At 65.1% G+C, this 19372-nt stretch carries 15 protein-coding genes; 3 read left to right on the top strand and 12 right to left on the bottom strand.

The window, feature by feature from the left end; genetic code table 11:
* Nucleotides 1–19: 19 nt before the first annotated feature.
* Genes MLB1_RS13540 through MLB1_RS13550 form a run of 3 tightly spaced genes read right to left on the bottom strand, consistent with a single transcriptional unit; the run spans nucleotide 20 to nucleotide 5944 of the window.
* The gene (locus tag MLB1_RS13540) at nucleotides 20–235 is read right to left on the bottom strand and encodes an MbtH family protein (protein WP_180750306.1); all 216 of its coding nucleotides are present in this window, start codon (nucleotides 233–235) and stop codon (nucleotides 20–22) included.
* The gene (gene mbtG / locus MLB1_RS13545; protein WP_180750392.1) at nucleotides 216–1517 is read right to left on the bottom strand and encodes an NADPH-dependent L-lysine N(6)-monooxygenase MbtG; all 1302 of its coding nucleotides are present in this window, start codon (nucleotides 1515–1517) and stop codon (nucleotides 216–218) included. The genes MLB1_RS13540 and mbtG overlap by 20 nt, the downstream gene beginning before the upstream one ends.
* Complete coding sequence (locus tag MLB1_RS13550; RefSeq protein WP_180750391.1) at nucleotides 1514–5944, bottom strand: non-ribosomal peptide synthetase; 4431 nt, start codon at nucleotides 5942–5944, stop codon at nucleotides 1514–1516. The genes mbtG and MLB1_RS13550 overlap by 4 nt, the downstream gene beginning before the upstream one ends.
* 99 nt (nucleotides 5945–6043) lie before the next feature.
* Here MLB1_RS13550 and MLB1_RS13555 point away from each other — a divergent pair, with 99 nt between their 5' ends.
* Nucleotides 6044–7708 carry an AMP-binding protein gene (locus MLB1_RS13555; protein WP_180750307.1) on the top strand — a complete coding sequence of 555 codons (1665 nt, stop codon included), beginning with the start codon at nucleotides 6044–6046 and terminating at the stop codon, nucleotides 7706–7708.
* Here the strand turns inward: MLB1_RS13555 and MLB1_RS13560 are convergent.
* The 8 genes from MLB1_RS13560 to MLB1_RS13595 form a co-directional block, all read right to left on the bottom strand.
* On the bottom strand, nucleotides 7705–9054 hold the full coding sequence (locus MLB1_RS13560; RefSeq protein ID WP_371750622.1) for a salicylate synthase: 1350 nt from the start codon (nucleotides 9052–9054) through the stop codon (nucleotides 7705–7707). The two genes, MLB1_RS13555 and MLB1_RS13560, sit on opposite strands and share 4 nt — an antisense overlap.
* A gap of 120 nt (nucleotides 9055–9174) precedes the next feature.
* Nucleotides 9175–11856 carry a fumarate reductase/succinate dehydrogenase flavoprotein subunit gene (locus MLB1_RS13565; protein WP_180750393.1) on the bottom strand — a complete coding sequence of 894 codons (2682 nt, stop codon included), beginning with the start codon at nucleotides 11854–11856 and terminating at the stop codon, nucleotides 9175–9177.
* A 29-nt stretch (nucleotides 11857–11885) separates the two neighbouring features.
* Nucleotides 11886–12632 carry an ABC transporter ATP-binding protein gene (locus tag MLB1_RS13570; protein WP_180750309.1) on the bottom strand — a complete coding sequence of 249 codons (747 nt, stop codon included), beginning with the start codon at nucleotides 12630–12632 and terminating at the stop codon, nucleotides 11886–11888.
* Entirely contained in the window at nucleotides 12629–13498 is an 870-nt protein-coding gene (locus MLB1_RS13575) for an ABC transporter permease (protein ID WP_180750310.1), read from the bottom strand. The genes MLB1_RS13570 and MLB1_RS13575 overlap by 4 nt, the downstream gene beginning before the upstream one ends.
* Entirely contained in the window at nucleotides 13495–14904 is a 1410-nt protein-coding gene (locus MLB1_RS13580) for an ABC transporter substrate-binding protein (protein ID WP_180750311.1), read from the bottom strand. The genes MLB1_RS13575 and MLB1_RS13580 overlap by 4 nt, the downstream gene beginning before the upstream one ends.
* 13 nt (nucleotides 14905–14917) lie before the next feature.
* Complete coding sequence (locus MLB1_RS13585; protein ID WP_005058882.1) at nucleotides 14918–15145, bottom strand: ferredoxin family protein; 228 nt, start codon at nucleotides 15143–15145, stop codon at nucleotides 14918–14920.
* Between the two features lie 8 nt (nucleotides 15146–15153).
* Nucleotides 15154–15897 (bottom strand): GntR family transcriptional regulator, encoded by a 744-nt coding sequence (locus MLB1_RS13590; RefSeq protein ID WP_180750312.1) that lies wholly within the window; start codon nucleotides 15895–15897, stop codon nucleotides 15154–15156.
* Between the two features lie 203 nt (nucleotides 15898–16100).
* Complete coding sequence (locus MLB1_RS13595) at nucleotides 16101–16970, bottom strand: LysR family transcriptional regulator (RefSeq protein WP_180750313.1); 870 nt, start codon at nucleotides 16968–16970, stop codon at nucleotides 16101–16103.
* Between the two features lie 59 nt (nucleotides 16971–17029).
* Between MLB1_RS13595 and MLB1_RS13600 the strand changes: the two genes are divergently transcribed.
* Together MLB1_RS13600 and MLB1_RS13605 are read left to right on the top strand one after the other, a co-directional pair.
* A complete protein-coding gene (locus tag MLB1_RS13600; RefSeq protein ID WP_180750314.1) occupies nucleotides 17030–18187 on the top strand; it encodes a flavin-dependent oxidoreductase in 1158 nt (385 codons plus the stop codon).
* 100 nt (nucleotides 18188–18287) lie between these two features.
* Complete coding sequence (locus MLB1_RS13605) at nucleotides 18288–18599, top strand: SDR family NAD(P)-dependent oxidoreductase (RefSeq protein ID WP_180750315.1); 312 nt, start codon at nucleotides 18288–18290, stop codon at nucleotides 18597–18599.
* A 36-nt stretch (nucleotides 18600–18635) separates the two neighbouring features.
* On the opposite strand, the gene MLB1_RS13610 is transcribed toward MLB1_RS13605, so the two are convergent.
* Nucleotides 18636–19349, bottom strand: coding sequence for a siderophore-interacting protein (locus tag MLB1_RS13610; RefSeq protein WP_180750316.1), 714 nt, complete (start codon nucleotides 19347–19349; stop codon nucleotides 18636–18638).
* Between the last annotated feature and the right edge of the window lie 23 nt (nucleotides 19350–19372).

Genomic DNA, 19372 nt, shown 5'->3' on the forward strand with positions numbered 1-19372 from the left:
TCTTTCTTACCACCTGCCGCTAACCGCCCGCCATGGCGTCGCGCAGGCTCCTAGGGCGCATATCTGTCCAGTTAGCCTCGACGTATTCGACGCAGTCGGCACGCGAGGCCTCACCGAAGGCCACCCGCCACTGCGCCGGAACCTCAATGGAAGTGGGCCAGAGGCTATGTTGCTCCTCGGCGTTGACCAGCACGTAGAAGGTGCCACTCTCATCATCAAATGGGTTGATACTCACTTGTTTTCCTTTCGCGGCGAGCCGACTGGGCGCGGATGGGTCCACCGAGCACGCGATCGGACAGCAACCCGAGACAGCTGAGATTAGGGAAACCCGGGCCCTGAGTCAGACCCGAGAGCGTCGGCAGGATGAGCTTGGGGGTAAGGCCGTTGACCGACAAGTCGTGGCCCAGGGACTCCTGCAAGACATTTCCCGCGTTGTCCCCATCCATACGAGCACCCAGCTTGAGCTCCATAAGATCGAGGGCGCTCTGGTCGAACAGCGGCAGGAACCACAATGCGTCAGCACCCGCTCCGTCAATCACCAGATCGAAGCCATGCACGGTCTCGGATGGCTCGCCGGCACGGTCGCTGCGCAGCGTCAGTCTGATCCGGTCTTCAAGGGCAACGGCGTGGGCGACTCGGCCCCGGAGATGCCGGATGCGATCATCGGCCAGCAGCGACTCCTGCACGCGCGACGAGAACACCCCGCGATCTGTACGGTTCAACGCGTCGCGCCGTTCCGCCATGCTGTGGTGCAGCCATCCAGTCGGATCGCTGAACAAAGCGTTCTCGAAGTAACCCTCACCGCGGGTGAACAACGTGACGCCGGGCGAAATGACGGTGATCGTCGAAATTCGGTGTCCAAAAAGCTCATTGAGCACCGATGCGGCGGTCTCTCCCCCACCGATCACAGCCACGCGTTCCGCAGTGAGGCGCGTAGGCCCCGCACAACGGCGCCAGAACTCAGCGATGGACAAGACATTCGGATGCTCGGGCAGCACCGACCGTTCCGGCTGTCCGGGTCCGGTCACCATGACCGCGTCCGCAGCAATGGAGCAATCGTTGGTGCGCACCACCCATCTGTCGTCATCGATGGACAGCCCGGTCACCTCACCCTGGACGACCTTCATATCGACGGTGTTGGCCACCCACGTCAGGTAGTCGGCCCAGCGCTTGTGCGTTGGCGCGGGCTTGTCACGGTCGACCCACTCGGCGAACTGGCCGGTGGCGATGAGGTACGACTGCCAGCTCAGCCGCATCATCCGAGCGTCGATCTCGGCATTGTGTCCTGGCAGCACCGCGGACCGGTACGGAAAGCCCACATCCTTCTCGGGGCTCGTCCCCAGCCGGTGCTGTCCATCCGTCCAGCCGCCACATGCCTGCCAGTTGGCGCCGATCTGTTGACGTTCGATCGCCACCACATCGGGTACATCCGCACCGCACTCGCGCAGCACCGCTGCCTTCGCTGCGACCGCGACTGCCTTGGCACCCGCACCTATCACTGCCAATGTCGACGTCACCATTGCTCCTTCGCCAGAGTCCCCAGCTGTTCATGCCATATCGATTGCAGCTCGGCGACCTCCGACCGGCCGAGCACCTCCGGAATCGCGCGCCACAGGGTCGCGATGGCCGGCCCCTCGGTGGTGTCCATGATCAGCACCGCGATGGTGAGTTCGTGACGCACCGCCGAATCTGGTTCGGGCACCGGCGAACCCGATACCGACAGCAGCCCGTCACGCCGAAGAAGATCTCCCCTGAACTCGCGATCGTGCCCTAGATACGTCAGCAGGATCTGCGGATCGCGATATTGCCGCAGCACCGCACTGGTATCGGCGCGCAGGTATCGCAACAGCCCGTAATCGATGTTCCGCCCGGGCATCGCGCTGTACTGCCGGGCGACACGCTCCACCAGGCCCCGCGGCCCGACGCCAAGCGGATCGGCACCGCCGATGCGCAACGGGTACACCGTGCTGAGCAGGCCGACGGTTTCAGCGTTGGCCTCCCCTCGTCCGGGGATCTGCACCGCCAGCAGCGATTCGACCGCGGGTTGTCCGCGGAGGCGGCGCCACTGTGCCACGGTGCGTGCCGTGGCCGCCGCGAGCAGCTGATCCATCGGGATTCCCGAATTCAGCAGTACTGCACTGACATCGGCCGGTGCGGATTCGACGGTGACCGCGACGTCGCCCTCCCGATCCAACTCGGGAACTATTCGACGCGAACCGATTTCGGGGTCTTCGCCATCGAGCTGGGCGATCCAGAACGGTAGGCTACCCACGCCATCGGCCTCCGCGGCCAACGCGTTGGCCCAGCGCCGGTATCCGGTACCTGACTGGGTGAGAGGCGGCAGCGCACCTGTTGTCAGCGCCTTCCAGCGGGACTCCAGCTCATGCATGATGACCTGCCAGGACACCGGGTCGGCGGCGAGATGATGGACGGCGAGGATCAGGACTCCGGGCCCGTCCTCGGGGTGCAGCCACACTGCCGACAGCATCCAACCCTGTTCGGGGTCAAGCCGATCCACGGCACGGGCCATCTCAACGCTGACAGCATCGGAAGGATCCGCCACGATGATCTCGACGAATCGGAGAGCCTGCCGTACCCGCGGGACCAGTGCCATGCTTTCGCGGTCGAGCCGACTACGCAGCACCTCATGTTCTCCGACCAAGGCGCCGAGAAGCTCCTCCAGCGCGGATCGGGTAATGCCCTGAGGTAGCCAGAAGACACCGGTCTCGGCGAGCCTGCGCGGGTTTCCGTGCTCATAGAGACGGCGCCCGCTCGGGAGCAGCGGGATGGGTTCCGCTTCATCCGCAGAATCCTCGGCATCGGCGGCACTGCCGATTCGACCTTGGTCGACCAGCCGGGCCAGGCTCGCGACGGTGCCCTGCTCCAGGATCTCGCGGATATCGATCTCCACTCCGCATTCGGACAGGATCGCTGCCGAGAGGTTGGTCGCCAGCAGTGAATGGCCTCCGAGAGCGACGAAGGAGTCGTCCACTCCCACGGACGAGGATCCGAGTAGCCGCGCGAAGAGGGCGGCCACTCGCCGCTGCGTCGCGGTTTTCGGCTTCCGGTGCTCGGTCACCGACCCGAAATCGGCTGCGGGCAGTGCTTCCCTGTCGATCTTGCCGTGCGGGGTAATGGGAATCTCGTCGAGCACCACGTACGCGGCAGGGATCATGTAATCGGGCAAGGCCGCCGAGACCCTGGAACGGATCCGGTCGATATCGACAACGTGTCCGCCAACGGGCGTTAGATACGCGACGAGACGCTTGCCGAGGTGCGGCAGCTCATCGACCACGACAAGTGCCCGGCCGACACTCGGGTCCACCTCGATAGCCGACGAGATCTCACCAAGCTCGATACGGAATCCACGGACCTTCACCTGTTCGTCAGCACGTCCGATAAACTCGATATCCCCAATAGCATTGCGCCGCGCGAGATCCCCGGATCGATACATCCGCAGGCCCGGAGCGAACGGGTCGGCGATGAACCGCTGCGCGGTGAGACCGGCAGCACGATGATATCCGCGCGCCAGATGCGTCCCACCGATGTAGATCTCGCCGACGACGCCCACCGGCACCGGTCGGAGCGCTTCGTCCAGAATGTGGATCTGTGTGTTGATCTTGGGAGTGCCGATCGGCACCGTCCGCGTGCCCTGGATCCCGCGAACCTTGTACCGCGAGGCGTTGATGACCGTCTCTGTCGGTCCGTAGAAGTTATGCAGGGAGGCATCGAAGGTGGCGTGGAACTTGTCCGCGACCCTTCCGGGTAACGCCTCCCCGCCCACCGGCACCCGACGTAACGACTTCCACTGTGTCACACCGGGTAGCGATAGGACCAACCCGAGCAACGAGGGCACCATATGCATCGAGGTGACAGCCTCGGTGTTCAACAGATCCGTCAGATAGGCGACGTCGCCAAGCCCGCCGGGCCGCGGAATTACCAGGCGGCCGCCACAACTGAGGATGCCGAAGATCTCGCCCACCGATACATCGAAGCTCGGCGACGCCACCTGCAGCACGCGATCGGATCCGCTGACCCGGTACTCGGCACGGAACCAGTTGAAGTACTCGGTAAGGGGGCGATGCGAGACCGTCACACCCTTGGGTAATCCCGTCGAACCGGACGTGTAGATGAGATAGGCGGCGTTGTCGGGCGTCAGCGGCCGCACACGATCGGCATCGACAGGTTCGCGGGCATCGAACTGCTCGACGCCGGTAATCGGCTCTCTGATAACAAGCTTGGGTTGTGCATCGGCGAGAATGTGGGCGATGCGATTGGCGGGGTATTCGGAGTCGATGGGCAGATAGACCGCACCGGCCTTGGCGATGGCGAGCGCGGTGATGATCAGCTCCGGCGACTTGTCAAGAAGTACCGCGACACGATCTTCTGTGCCGATACCCTGCTGGATGAGCCAGTGCGCCAAACGATTCGACAGTTCGTTGGTTTCGCGGTACGAGAAGTGGCGACCCTCGTAAACGAGGGCGGTGGCATCCGGTTGCACGGCTGCGCGGGCGGCGACGAGATCGCCGAGCGCCGCGGGCGCCGCCTCGAACCTCTCCCCTGCGGATACCTCCCGCAGCCACTCGGCTTCCCGAGCGTCCATCAGCGTCAGGCTCGCCAACCGACGATCCGGATCGGCGAGCGCGGAGTCGAGCAGGTTAACGAAGTGACGGAGCAGCTGCGCCGTCAACCCCTCGTCCAACACCTCGACCAGATACTCGGCCACGATGTCAGCACCATCGGGGGTCGTTTCGACCGTGAGCCCAAGTGGCACGGGCGTGACGAGGCCGTTCAACGACGCACGTTCACAGCGTATTCCGGGCGGACAGAATCCGGCACGATCGAATTCGGCGACCTCGAAGCTCACCCGGGGGAAGCGTTCGACACCGTGACGACGATCGGGGTTGAGCTCGCGGACCACCCGGTCGAGACTCACGCGCTGATGCGCCGCACCATCCTGAGTGATTCGACGGGTCTGCTCCAGCAGGTCGCGGAAACTCGCACGACCGTACGGACGCATGCGCAGGGCGATGGTATTGCCGAAGTATCCGATTCTGCCCTGTACATCGACGTCACGGTTGGGCACCGGGGCGGCCACCAAGAAGTCCTCGGCATGGGTATAGCGATGCAGCAGAGCGGAATAGGCGGCCAGCAGCACCACGTACGGCGTGGTCTCGGCTTCCTGGGCTAGCTGCTCGACATGCCGCATTGTGTTCACAGAGAGGCGAGTGGTGCACCGTGCAGCCTTCCGGGAAGACGGCACCACCGAGCCATTTGGCCCCGGAAGCTCGAGTGGTTCAGGAGGATTCGCCAGCTCCTCGCGCCAGTAGTCGAGATCTGCACCGTCGGCACCGTCCTGCCGTGGCCGTGGCCGTGGCGTCAGCGGCGCCGTGATGGCGCCCTGCGTGTAGGCGGTGGTCAGGTCGGCGAGGAACACCGGCCACGAGGCGTCGTCCCAGGCGATGCGGTGGGCGACCACGAGCATGACGTGCTCCGTGGCGCCAGTACGGATTACCGTGACGCGCAACGGCGATTCGACGGTGAGATCGAATGCGGTCCCGAATTCGCGTTGTGCCAGCACGCTGAGCCGGAGCTGTTGGGCGGCGCCCACGAGCTCGGCCACATCATGCTCCGCCCATCGGGGCATCAGGTCGTTGTGCCGCACCGCGAGCGGACCGCCATCGGTGCCGGCGTGGAAGGTCGTACGCAGCACCTCGTGGCGAGCCGTGACGACGGTGACCGCGGCCCGCAGCCTGTCGGCATCCAACTCACCGCTGAATCGGTACGACCGGCAGAGGTTCATCAGCGCGGGCTTCACCGCGTGGGCGAACCACATCCGCTGCTGCCCGTCCGACAGCGGAGGTGCGGTATCGGGATCGAAGTTCGCCGACGCCCCTCCGTTGGTCACGCCTACCTCGACGTCACCCCCGCTCACGGTGCGCAACTCGATCTCACCTCGCGTTTTCACTCTTAGTAAAGGCTGCCCTAACTACGTGGAGGCTACCCTATCTAGACTGCGAGGGGTCACCCACAAGGAGTAACGATGAGCGCCGCTGTATCGCCCCCTGCCTCTCTCGCCATGGGGGATGGTTTCGTCCCCTTCCCCCCGGAGCGCGCCGATGCCTATCGGCAGGCCGGCTACTGGACCGGAAACACCGTGGAGTCGCTGCTCCGCACGACTGCCACCAGGCGCGCCGACCACCCCGCCGTCATAGACGAGCACGGCGCGCTGACCTACCGCGCGCTCGATGAGGCCGCCGACCGCGCCGCGCACGCCTTCATCCGGCTGGGCATAGCCCCCGGCGACCGGGTGCTGCTCCAGCTGCCCAACCGGACTTCCTTCGCCGTGGCGCTCTTCGGACTGATGCGGGCGGGCGCGTTGCCGGTGATGTGCCTACCGGGACACCGGGCCGCCGAGCTGTCCCATTTCATTGAGGTGGCGAGCGCGGTCGCATTGGTGATCGCGGACACCGCGGGCGGGTTCGATTACCGCGCGCTGGCCACAGAGCTGTCCCAGAAGCATGCATGCCTGCGCCATATCGTGATCGACGGTGTCGTGTCCCCTAACAGCGCGGGGTCCTTCACCTCATGGTCAGCCCTGCTGGAAAGTGGCGCGTCTGACGGCCCCCTGCCGTCAACTCAGACGGATACGCCGGCGCTGTTGCTGGTCTCCGGCGGCACCACCGCCGCACCCAAGCTCATCCCCCGCACCCACGAGGACTACGTCTACAACGCCACACAGTCCGCACGCGTGTGCGGACTTACCGAGGACGATGTCTACCTCGTCGCACTCCCCGCCGGTCACAACTTCCCATTGTCCTGCCCTGGCCTGCTCGGCGCGATAAGCATTGGTGCCACAACGGTTTTCCTCTCGGACCCGAGCCCGGAGTCGGCCTTCGCGGCCATCGCCCGGCATCGGGTGACCGTGACAGCGCTGGTGCCGTCACTGGCCCAGCTGTGGGCGCAAGCCACCGCATGGGAACCGGTACTGCCGGAAACACTGCGACTGCTTCAAGTCGGCGGCGCAAAACTCGGCGCGGAGGATGCGCGCACCGTGCGTGAGGCCCTCACCCCGGGACTGCAACAGGTTTTCGGGATGGCCGAGGGGTTAATCTGCGTCACCCGACCTGGCGATTCCGCGAATATCCTCGACACCACCCAAGGCCGCCCCATGTGCGATGCCGATGAGGTGCGCATCGTCGACGAGGATGGTGTCGAGGTCGCGCCCGGGGTAGCCGGCGAATTGTTGGTGCGCGGGCCGTACACGCTCAACGGGTACTACCGCGCCGAGGCGGACAATATGCGCTCCTTCACCGCCGACGGTTTCTACCGCAGTGGCGACCAGGTCCGGGCACTGCCCGATGGGTATCTGGAGGTCACGGGGCGCATCAAGGACGTCATCCTGCGCGGCGGCGAGTCCATTGCCGCACTGGATCTCGAATCACATCTGCAGACCCATCCGGCGGTCTACGCCGCTGCGGCCGTCGGGCTACCCGATCAATACCTGGGTGAGATCGTCTGCGCAGCAATCGTATTCAACAGGAAGCCGGTCACGGCGGCCGAGCTCAACCAGTACCTACGGGATCGTGGCGCCGCCACCCACTCGCGCGTCGACAAGTTGGTGGCGGTGCCGAAGTTGCCGTTGACGCCGGTCGGAAAGATCGACAAGCGAGCCCTGGCAGCGGCGCTGACCAACGACGCCGGCTAAGCCTCGCGCTTGACCGCGTAGGGAGCGATGCTCCCCAGCTTCTCGCAGGTCTCCTCAAACTCCCGATCAGGTGTGGAGGCCTCGATGATGCCCGCACCGGCTCGCAACCAGGTGTGCCCGTCCTGTTCATAGGCCGCACGCAGGGTCAGCGCGGCGTCCAGTCCGCCATCCGGGGACATCATCACGACCGCTCCCGAATAGAGACCGCGCGGGTGATCGTCGAGCCGAAGGATGGCGTCGACACCCTCCGCCTTGGGGATGCCCGAGGCGGTGACCGCCGGGAAGAGCGCCTCCAGCGCATCCATCCGCGTCATCTCGGGACTCAGGTGTCCGCTGACGGTCGAGCCCAGGTGCTGCACGCTGCCGCGCTCGCGCACCGTCATGAAATCGGTCACCTTCGTACTACCCGATTCGGCCACCTCGGCAAGTTCTGCTAGGGAGCTGCGCACGGAAATCGCATGCTCGACAATCTCTTTGGCATTCGATTCCAGATCGTCGCGCGCCACCCGATCCTCATTCTCGCCCCGACCGAAGGCGCGTGTTCCGGCCAGCGGCTGGGTGACGACGGTTCCGTCGGCCTCGACGGCGGTGACGAGCTCGGGGCTGTATCCCAACGCACGGATACCACCGAGCCGTAGCAGGAAGGAGCGAACCGGGGTGTTGTTGTGCCGACCGACACGATATGTGGACGGAAAGTCCATGGCGAACGGTACTTCCACGCGCCGCGACAAAATCACCTTGTGGTACAGCCCCGATCGAATCTCGGCCGTGGCGATGCCGACGCGGCCGCGGTAGTCGGACGGGTCTGAATTCAGATCGATGAACGTCGGCTCGGGGTCGGCCGGAACTCCCTGGCCGATCAGCCGAGCAATGTCCTCGGCGTAGCTCGCGGAGGAGTCTTCGGAGACTGACACTCCGCCGGCGGTGATCACAACCTCGGCACGCGGGGCGAATACTCGCGCCAACGCGGTACCGGGGGTCAGCCGATGCTGCAGGCCGAATCGGTAAGTGCCGAACTCAAACGCGACCCAGCCGAACACGCGATGCACACCGTCCGAGATCTCGTTGATGGCTGCTTCGAGGGCAGCACCGGGGTGTCCGGACCAATCCCGCTCTTCCACGGATCCATCGCGCCCGATGCGCAGCCCATCGCTGTCGAGTTCGACAAACGCTCGGGCGCCGATAGCCAGCACCCATTCGCCATCACGCTCGTAAATCAGATACTCGTCGCCAAGGCGCTCGGGAATCTCCTGCGCGAGCACACTCGCGAGATCGGCCGGTGCGAAACCTTCCGGCAGTCCCTCCTGCACAGAAACCCAGTTCTGGGCGCCGGTACCGGGCTCTATAACCGCACTCGTCTTCGACACCTGAGTAAGCCTAGCCTATGCTAAGTGGTCGAGGAACCCGCCCATAACATGACCTCCGCCACGTTGCCGGACCGGATCTCTTGTGCCTCGGCGCTCCCGTCAGCCGCCCGCAAGCGCCTGTCGCGCATAGGCTCTCACATCCGCGTCACCGTCCTGAAGCGCCCCGGTCAGCGCCTCACGAACGGAAGGCTCCGTCGACGCCCACTGGCTCAGGCTCAACACCGCCGACTTGCGAACGTCCAGATGTGGATCGGCCAGCGCTCGTGAGAGCGGCGGTACGGCTTGCGCCGAGCGAGCCCCGGCCAAGGCGCGCACCGCTCCCTGTCGGATCTGCCAAGCCGGCTCCGTCAGCGCCTCCTCGACGGCGCCGAGGATCCGGTCATCCACCCCGAGTGCACCGACGGCCGTCAGTGCCGCGGCCCGCACCAGCGGATCTCGATCGCGCACCAGCGCCCGCACCGTCTCGTCACCGGCGGACAACTTCGCAAGCCCGTTGGCGACCGCGATACGCACCTCGCGATTGTCATCCCCGGCGGCGGTGGCGATGGATACCGCATCGTCCACGGATACCAAGGCGCGCACGGCCTCGATCCGGACCCGATGGTCCAGATCGCGTAGGGCCTCCACATATGCCGCCGGATCGCCGACCCGCCGAGCGCTCGCCACGTACAAGGCGGTACCGCGCACCAACGGGTCGGACGCACTGACATGACCCCGGATCGCCGCGGGACCGTCGAGGACCTCGACGAGTTCTCGTACTCCGTCGGAGGCCGTTCGGCGCACCGAGACATCGCTGTCCCCCAACGCATTCAGCAACGCGTGCTCGTAGCCCTCGGGGGTGTGCTCGGTCAGTGATGCGATCGCGGTGCGGCGCACGCCCGGGTCGTCATCGTCGAGGTACGGCGCCAGTTCCTGGACGGTGGGAGCCTCCAGGCTGAGTACAGCGGCGATCCGGGGGGACGGCGGCTGCTCGGCCTCCGCAGCGATGACACTAGAAATCCGGGCCGCCGGGGCCTTTCCGCCGAGCAGCTCGGGTTGGTGCACCACGATCGGATCTGTCTCCCCCGACGGCAGGTCGTCGAGGCCGGGGACCGGGACGAAATACGGTGCGACTGGCCGTTTGAGGAAATCCATCTCGCCGCTGGCGCTCTTGCGCAGGTTCAGGTGATAGCGCCAATTCTCATCGTCGCGATCCGGCAGGTCGGCCCTGTCGTGGTACAGACCCCAGCGCGATTCGGTACGGGTCAGCGACGAGCGGGCCGCCATCTCGGCGCAGTCCCTGATGAACGACACCTCGGCCGCCCGCATCAGCTCATGCGGGGTTCGCGCGCCGATCTGGCCCACCTCATCGGCCATCCTCTCGAATGTCTGCACGGCCAGTGAGAGTTTGGCCGCCGTCTTCGGCGGGGCCACATAGTCGTTGACGAAGCGGCGCAGCTTGTACTCGACCTGAGGTTGCGGCGGACCATCCGGATGACGCAGCGGGCGATAGATCAGTTCATGCGCCTCCTTGAGCTGGTCGACGGGAAATTCCAGCGGGGCAGCTGTTTTCGAGAGTGTGGAGGCCGCGTGCTCACCGGCCAGGTCGCCGTATACGAACGCGCCGATCATGTAGTTATGCGGCACGCAGGCCAGGTCGCCTGCCGCATAGAGACCCGGCACCGTGGTGCGGGCATGCTCGTCCACCCACACCCCTGATGCGGAATGACCACCGCATAAGCCGATTTCCGAGATGTGCATCTCGATATCGTGGGTGCGGTAGTCGTGTCCGCGGTTGGCATGGAAGGTGCCCCGAGTGGGTCGTTCGGTGGTGTGCAGGATGTTCTCCAGCGCAGACAACGTCTCATCCGGGAGGTGGCTCACCTTGAGATAGATGGGACCGCGTGCAGACTCGATCTCATTCTTGACCTCTGCCATCATCTGGCCGGACCAGTAGTCGGAGTCGACGAACCGCTCGCCTTGCGCATTCACCTGGTAGCCGCCGAAAGGGTTGGCCACATAGGCGCACGCCGGACCGTTGTAGTCCTTGATGAGCGGATTGATCTGGAAACATTCGATCCCCGACAGCTCGGCCCCGGCGTGGTACGCCATCGCGTACCCGTCCCCCGCGTTGGTCGGATTCTCGTAGGTGCCATACAGATAACCCGATGCCGGCAAGCCCAAGCGGCCGCACGGTCCGGTCGCCAGGACGACCGCTTTTGCGCCGACGGTGACGAACTCACCGGTGCGGGTATTGAAGCCGGCTGCCCCGACGGCCCTTCCCTCTTCGGTGAGTACGCGCACGGGCATGACCCGGTTTTCGATGCGGATCTTCTCGCGCATCGACTTCTGCCGTAGCACGCGGTACAGCGCCTTCTTGACGTCCTTTCCCTCGGGCATGGGTAGCACATACGCGCCCGACCGGTGCACACGTCGCACCGCATATTCGCCGTGCTCGTCCTTCTCGAACTTGACCCCGTAGCGTTCAAGACGCTGCACCATCGCGAAACCGCGTGTCGCCGTTTGGTACACGGTGCGCTGGTTGACGATTCCATCGTTGGCGCGGGTGATCTCCGCGACGTAATCCTCCGGTTCGGCCTTGCCGGGGATGACCGCGTTATTCACTCCGTCCATGCCCATCGCGAGAGCACCGGAGTGCCGCACGTGCGCCTTCTCCAGCAGGATCACTTGGGCGCCGTTCTCGGCGGCCGTCAACGCTGCCATGGTGCCGGCGGTTCCGCCGCCGATAACCAGCACGTCACAGTCAAGCCGGACGGCACTATCCAGTTCAGGAATCTCCATCGGCGCTCCATGCTCCTCACGCAAGCTGCTCATCGCCCAACCAACTCCGTATGATTCAGCGCGGCAAGGATTTCAGCACGCAGCACGCTGCGGTCGACCTGGGCCTCGCGAGGTTCGGGGACATCCAGGAGCGCGCGCAGAGGCTGACCGGCTCGGCCCAGCACGGCAATCCGGTCCCCCAGTAACAGCGCCTCGTCGACATCGTGGGTCACGAACACCACCGTGGTGGGATGACTGCGCCAGGTGTCGATGAGTAGGCGTTGCATGCTGGCCCGGGTCTGCGCATCCAGCGCCCCGAACGGCTCATCCATCATGACCGCACGCGGAGCACCGGCCAGGCCGCGGGCCAGCTGGACACGCTGACGCATGCCACCCGACAGGCTCTTGGGCAGGTAGTCCTCGAAACCCGTCAGCCCCACATCGTCGATCCAGGCCTGTGCCGCCCCGCGCCGACCCGAGCGAGGCACACCGCCCAGCTTGAGCGCCAGTTCGATATTCGATTGCACGGTGCGCCAAGGTAAAAGGGCATTGTCCTGGAACACCATGGCCCGGTCGCGCGAGGTGGTGACAACCCTCTCGCCGTCGGCGCGGACGGTGCCCGATTCGGGTGGAAGCAGCCCCGCGATGGCGCGCAGCACGGTGGACTTACCGCAGCCGGAGGGCCCGGTCAGGACCAGGATTTCGGCGGGGCGAACGGTGAGGCTGAGGCCGTCCACCACGGTCCGCCCGCTGTAGCCAAGTGTCAGCTCATCCAGAACCAAGGTGGAGGCGCTCATCGTCCCCCCTCCGCTCGGGGCAGCCAGCGAGTGACGCGGCGCCCCACCAACTCCACCGCGGCGGAGGTCAGGAACCCGAGCACACCGATGGTGATGATCCCGACGAACACATCCGGATAGGCCAACACCGTGTACGACTGCCATGTGCGATATCCGACCCCCAAACGGCCCGAGATCATTTCGGCGGAGATCACGCATATCCAGGCGACACCGATGCCGACGGAAAGGCCTCCGAAAACCCCGGGGAGGCTGCCGGGCAGCACCACCCGCAGCAGCACATCCCAGCGACCGCCACCAAGGGTGCGAACCGATTCCTCCCACAGCGTCGGCAGGGCGCGTACCGCGTGCCGGGTGCTCACCATGATCGGGAAGTAGGCCGCAAGGAAGGTGATGAACACGATTCCGGCCTCATCGCTGGGGAACAACAAGATGGCCACCGGTACGATCGCAATCGCGGGAATGGGACGGGCCAATTCGGTGAGCGGACCGAAAATGTTCGCGAACAACGGTGATCGTCCCAACCAGATACCGGTGATGACACCCAGCGCCGCGGCCAAGCCGAATCCGGTGAGAATCCGGATGGTGGACTGGCCGAGGTCAAGCCAATACTCCTCGGTACCAATGCGCTTGGTGAGCGCGGAGACAATCTCGGTGACCGTCGGCAGCGTGTCGAAGCGCAGCCCGAAGCGCACCTTGTTGGCCGTCAAGAGCTGCCATAGGAGCACGGCGGCGCCCACCGAGGCCAACCGGATGGCCCAGGCGGTGTATCGCGCACTCAGTCGCCGCGATGTCGGGCCGGGGTCCACCGAGTCCAGCGCCACTGAAACGGCACTGGGCCGCGTTTCCAGGATGGGCAGGGTGCTCATGACGCCGCCGCTAGTGCCTGCGTGTAATCCACCGGCGTGGCGCCGGGATGTCCGGAGATGTATCGGGTGGCACCCGCACTGGTGGTGAACGGGTGCAGCCCAGCAGAATCACGAACCCACCAGGCGTGGTCGGCGAACCACCGGGTGCCCAGGTCGGTATCCGCGACGTAGGCGGCACGGACCTTCTGGCCGGCGGCGTTGGCTGCGTTAACGGCCTTGAGCAGCTCCTGCGCCGTGGCATAGACCTGCGTGGAATCCTTACCGTCGAACCAGATTTCGGCTGCCTGGCCCGGGTCTGCCCCCTCAGCCGGGCGCAGGACCAGCGGGTTGACCTTGGCCGCCAACCCGGCCTCGTAGTTCTTCGAGCGAGTCGAATACGCCTGACGCAGCGGACCGTCTTGCACAAAGTCATCGATGTTGAAGTCGGCGAAGTCCCCTATCGATTTCAGGTAGGGCACATCGCTTTTGAACGCGTCGATGAGCGACGGCTTGAGCGTGGTGTCGAATGAAGTGCCGCCGGGCCCGTTATAGAGATAGACGACCTCCTGGGGCAGACCGCTCCCCTCAGCCACGATACGAGCCGCTTCGAGAGACTTCTCGTGGATGAAATCGGTGGCATCGAGCTGAGCCTGCAGGAAGGCATCGAGCACCTCGGGATGCTGCTTGGCGTAGTCGCGGCGCACCACCACACCGTGGAAGGTCGGGACATTCAGCTCGGCCCCGTCGTAGAGCAGCTTGGCCTTCTTCTGGAAGACCAGCAGACCGGGCCAGGCCACGAACTGCGACAGCGCTTGCACCTGACCGGATTCCAGCGCCGAGGCACCAACCTGTGGCTGTTGGTTGAGCACCTCGACATCTTTGGTCGGGTCTAGACCGTCGTTACGCAGCGCCCGCACGAGCGTGCCGTGCCCCGCCGAGCCCACACTGGCGGACACCTTCTTGTCCCTCAACTCGGGGAGCGTTGTTATGGGCGAATTCGGGGGCACCACAACCATGTTCAGCGCGCCCTTGGCGTTGTAGCCGGTCACCGACACCAGCTCGGTGCGCGCCTTCTCATTGGCTTGGGTCTTGGATCCATTGATCAGCAGGGGGTAGTCGCCCATGGAGCCGATGTCGATCTTCTCGGCGAGCATCTGCGCGGTGATCGGCGCTCCGGTGTCGTAGTCCTGCCATTGCACGGTGTATTTGGTTCCGGTCCGCGAGCCGACCTCTCCGAGCCGCTTCTCCAGGTATCCCTGGGCGCGCAGCAGCGTGCCGGCGGTCACGGTATTGATGGTCTTCGACTGATATCCGACAACGACGGTCACCTCGTTGGCCGAGCCGGATCCGGAGTCCAGAGAGCAACCGGTGGCAAGGGTGAGAAGCAGTGCCGTGGCAATAGAACTGAGAAGGGCTGTTCTCTTCATGGGCTGTCCTGACTTAACGAAGTAGGTAGGGCATGTTGACAGTGACTGCACCGGTGGGACACCGGGCCGCGCAGGGACCGCAGTACCAGCACTCGTCGACATGCATAAACGCCTTGCCGTTTTCCGGATTGATCGCCAGCGAATCAAGCGGGCAGATGTCCACGCACAATGTGCAGCCGTCGATACAGAGCGATTCGTCGATGGTGACCGGAACGTCGATGCGGTTGTTGACTAGTGTCATAAGAAGCCTCAGATGTCCCTTAATAGATTGCTGCGCAATGTGATTCGGTCACCGCGCATCCTGATGTACTCGAGGTCGACGGGGGTCCCGTCGTCGAGATGAGTCAACCGCTCCAGTAACAGCAGCGGGGCACTGTCCGGCACCTGGAGCGTCGCGGCCGAATGCGAATCCGCCGCAACGGCTTCCAGCGCCAAATTGGCCGATCCGAGCCTGCGCCCGGTCACCTGTTCGATCAGCGCGAAGATGTCATTGGTCTCAAGCTGATGCTCGAGCACCGCCGCACCGACGTCGGGCGTGAGGTACGTCTTATCGAGACTGAGCGGCAGGTCCCCGAGATAGCGCAGGCGTTCGATGAAGAAGACCCGTGAGCCGGCACTGAGGCGCAGTCGGTGCGCGACCGCCGGCGGGGCGTTCACCTCCTGAATGACGCGGACCTCGTTCCGGACGTCGCCGTACCCCTTGAACGTCTCCTTGAGCCCGAGGAGCGCGTCCAGTCCGTGCTCGTACTTGCGCAGAGCGACATGGGTACCGGTACGAGGTCCGCGCTCGATGAGGCCCTCATCCTTCAGCGCCGTGAGCGCCTCTCGGACCGTGTTGCGGGATACATAGAACTCCGCGGCCAGTTCCTGCTCGCTGGGCAGCCCGCCATCTGCGTATCCCCCGGCGTGGATCTGATGACGCAGCACGTCCGCGACCAACCGCGCCTGATCGGCGCGCGGGCGGCGCAATGGCGTGGGCTCGGCACCGGCCACGAGTCCTCCTGACGTGAGACAACCTCGCCAACACGCTAAAGGCCTGCTCAGCGGCTACCGGCCCGGTGAAATCAAACTCTGTCAGGTCGCTTCCATTGCGCCGCTCACCACCTGCTCCGACCTGGTACGGACCGCCGGGTGCGCACCATTGCGCCACTGCCGCCCTTGGCGCGGGATTGGATTCAGGGTGATCGGAACGGCGGTCAGAGGACGGCGCGGGCCCGCTCCAGGAAGGTGCGTGCCGCGGGGCCGACCGGACCAGCCAGGCGCCACCCCAGGGCGAGGCGTCCGCGCAGCGCAGGCCGGATCTCCAATGCCACCACCCCGTCCCGGTTTCGCAGGTACGGAGCGGGCACCACCGCGACACCGAGCCCCTGTTCGACGAGGGTCAGTAACGACCGCGGAGAGCTCGCTTCGAAGGCCACGTTCGGTGTGAGTCCCGCGCCTTGGCACGCGCTTTCCAGGATGGATCGAATGCCGCTGCCCGTCGGTAGGCAGATCAGGGTGCGCTCACAGAGCATGTTCAGGGTGGCGGTACGGCGTTTCGCCAAGGGATCGTCGGCGGCAACCGCCGCCACCAGGGGCTGATCGTCGACGATGCGCAGACCTAGCCCCTCCGGTTCCTCGGCACCCAGAGCGAGGATGGCGCCGTCGAGCCGACCCGCACGCAGCCCGGCAATCAGCTCATCTGACTTGGCTTCGGCGAGGGTGATGGTGATGGCCGGGTGGTCGTGATGGAAAGCCGAGAGCAGTGCGGGCAAGTCGGCACCGTGCGACGTGACGGTGCCGAACGCGATGTGTCCGCGCAACAATCCCCCGATCTCATCGGCCGCCTCACGGACTCCCTCGACCGCGGCGAGAGCGGCTCTCGCATAGGGAACTACCGCCTCGCCGGCATCGGTGAGGCGGACCCGGCGCCCCGACCGATCGAATAGCTCCTGCCCCAGTTCGCGTTCCAGGAGCCGGATCTGTGCACTCACCCCCGGTTGGGCGACATGCAGTGCGCCGGCCGCTTTGGTGAAACTCGCTGCATCCGCCACGGCAACGAGGTAGCGGAGCTGATGAATCTCCATAACCTTTGATTATAGATTCACTAACAGATAGATCTTGGACTTCTTCCTCGCATCGGCCGATGCTGGATGGCATGAGCGAGAACAACACATCAATTGTCATTGCGGGAGCTGGCATCGGCGGGCTTACCGCCGCCCTGACCCTGCACGCTGCGGGGTTCGACGTGACGGTGCTGGAGAGCGCCCACGAGGTCAAGCCACTGGGCGTCGGCATCAATATGCTTCCGCACGCGGTGGGCGTGCTCACCGAGCTCGGACTGAGCGCCGAGCTTGCCCGGATGGGCGTCGCCACCACCGAGATCCGATTCTGCGATAAACACGGCACCGTCCTCTACACGGAGCCTCGGGGTATCGCCGGGGGCTACCCCCACCCGCAGTTCTCGGTGCATCGCGGTCGGCTGCAACTCATGCTGCTCGATACCGTGCTGGAACGCATTGGCCCACAAGCAGTTCAGACGGGCCGCCGGGTCCTCGGGTTCGAGCGCGACGAGGCCGGCGTACGCGTACACACCGCGGACACCGAGTTCGAGGCGGCCGTTCTGGTCGGCGCCGATGGCGTGAACTCGGCAATACGCGCACAGCTACACCCGGCGGATCCGTTGCGCTGGTCGGGAGTGCGGATGTGGCGCGGCGCCGCCGATATCGGGCCCTTCCTCACCGGTAAGACCATGATCGCCGCGCACGATGACACCGATCACGAGCTCATCGCCTATCCGATCAGCGAGCGCACCTTGAACTGGGTGGCGTTGGCCCGCACCGATGATCCCGGGCAGCTCCCGGCCGGGGCGCGGTGGAACGACCCGGTCCCGGTAGATGAGGTGCTGGACTACTTCCCGGGCTGGGATTTCGGCTGGCTGGATATCGACAAGATGGTCCGCAGTTCCGCGCACATCGTTGAATATCCGATGGTGGACCGCGACCCGTTGTCGCACTGGGGCGAGGGACGAGTCACCCTGTTGGGCGATGCCGCTCATCCCATGTATCCGCTCGGCGCCAACGGCGGTTCGCAGTCCGTCGTCGACGCCCGTGTATTGGCGCAGGCCCTGTCGGAGTCGCCCGATGATCCCGCGAGCGGATTGGCCGCCTACGAGACCCAGCGCATCGAGGCGACAAGCCATGTGGTGCTGGCCAACCGAGCAATGCTCCGGTCCTGGGGCGAGGAGTCTCCGGACGAGCTGGAGAAGGTGGCGCGGTCGTACCGGCAGCGCACGAAGGCCTGACCCGCCGACTCGGCATGAACCGAACGAACGGCCGAGGTCATCCAACCAATCCACATGACGCTCACATCCGGGGTCCAGGAATCGCTGGCTGAATAGGGATATGCGCCTGGACCGGAACCCCGAACCCGATGTTGTCGTCGTCCTCAATGCCGAGGACCTCAACGGTCGAGAGATCGTCCGGATACTGGTGCGCAACGGGCATCGGGTCGTCATCTGCGGCAGACATGCCACCGATCTCACGAGAATGCTGCACGGCTACAGCGCAGATCAGGTGATGGCCATCGCGGCCGATACCACCGACCCGCGCCAGATTCGTGAACTGTGCCGGCGCGCGACGGACCGGTTCGGCACCGTCACCACCATCGTGGACGCGACCGGCAGACAGATGCCGCATTTGCGGCTCGTCTCATAGACCGCGTCCGGCCTGATCCGAATCACGCCGTTTCCCTCAGGCCATCCAGTACGCCTGGGCCTTCATTGACTTGCGCGGAATGCCGTAGTGGTCCTTGAGGATGTGGGTGACCTCGCGGGTAGTCCGGGTATCGCATGCCACCCACCCGAAGAAGTCCGGGGCGTCGAAGGCCGTCGCACGTACGACCTCGGCAAGCGACCGGTCACCGTGGCGATCCACCCAGATCGCGTCCCCGCCGACCGGCAGCGACTTGTCGCTTTCGTGCGCGGCCTCCAGGAACACCGTGGCCGGACTGTCCCCAATCGCCGCCAGCAGGGAGTTGATCGCGGGCAGGGATGCGGTGTCCCCGACGATCACGTATCCGCGTGGGGCCGGCTCGGGCAGTGCGAAATTACTGCCCAGCACCGTTGCCTCAATCGTGTCGCCGACCCGGGCCGTCCGCGCCCAACGAGCGGCGAGCCCGTCGTGCAGTGCGAACTCAACATCGACGGTATCGGCCCGCTGATCCGGGTTGACCAGTGTGTACCCACGTTGATGCAGCTTCTCCCCGTCCGCGAACCACAACCGGACCCACATGGTCGGATGAACCGTACGGCCCCGCAGCAGGCCGCCGGCTGCGAAACTGAGCCTCAGATAGTGATCGGTCAGTTCGCGCCGCGCGGTCAAAGTTAGCTGATAGTCACCGGCCCGGAACATTTTGAGAACCGTGCCCTGCCATCCACGTGTTGGTTGCGTCACTGCGCTCGGCATTACACCCTCGTTCCCCAGCATCT

This window comes from Mycobacteroides sp. LB1, from assembly GCF_013449725.1.
Taxonomy (GTDB): Bacteria; Actinomycetota; Actinomycetes; order Mycobacteriales; family Mycobacteriaceae; genus Mycobacterium.

What these genes read in the sequence shown, in the direction of transcription:
- MLB1_RS13555 (WP_180750307.1), top strand. Translation starts at nt 6,044, where the DNA reads ATGAGCGCCGCTGTATCGCCCCCTGCCTCTCTCGCCATGGGGGATGGT.
- MLB1_RS13565 (WP_180750393.1), bottom strand. Translation starts at nt 11,856, where the DNA reads ATGGAGATTCCTGAACTGGATAGTGCCGTCCGGCTTGACTGTGACGTG.
- MLB1_RS13585 (WP_005058882.1), bottom strand. Translation starts at nt 15,145, where the DNA reads ATGACACTAGTCAACAACCGCATCGACGTTCCGGTCACCATCGACGAA.
- MLB1_RS13600 (WP_180750314.1), top strand. Translation starts at nt 17,030, where the DNA reads ATGCTGGATGGCATGAGCGAGAACAACACATCAATTGTCATTGCGGGA.
- MLB1_RS13570 (WP_180750309.1), bottom strand. Translation starts at nt 12,632, where the DNA reads ATGAGCGCCTCCACCTTGGTTCTGGATGAGCTGACACTTGGCTACAGC.
- MLB1_RS13580 (WP_180750311.1), bottom strand. Translation starts at nt 14,904, where the DNA reads ATGAAGAGAACAGCCCTTCTCAGTTCTATTGCCACGGCACTGCTTCTC.
- MLB1_RS13610 (WP_180750316.1), bottom strand. Translation starts at nt 19,349, where the DNA reads ATGCCGAGCGCAGTGACGCAACCAACACGTGGATGGCAGGGCACGGTT.
- MLB1_RS13595 (WP_180750313.1), bottom strand. Translation starts at nt 16,970, where the DNA reads ATGGAGATTCATCAGCTCCGCTACCTCGTTGCCGTGGCGGATGCAGCG.
- MLB1_RS13575 (WP_180750310.1), bottom strand. Translation starts at nt 13,498, where the DNA reads ATGAGCACCCTGCCCATCCTGGAAACGCGGCCCAGTGCCGTTTCAGTG.
- MLB1_RS13605 (WP_180750315.1), top strand. Translation starts at nt 18,288, where the DNA reads ATGCGCCTGGACCGGAACCCCGAACCCGATGTTGTCGTCGTCCTCAAT.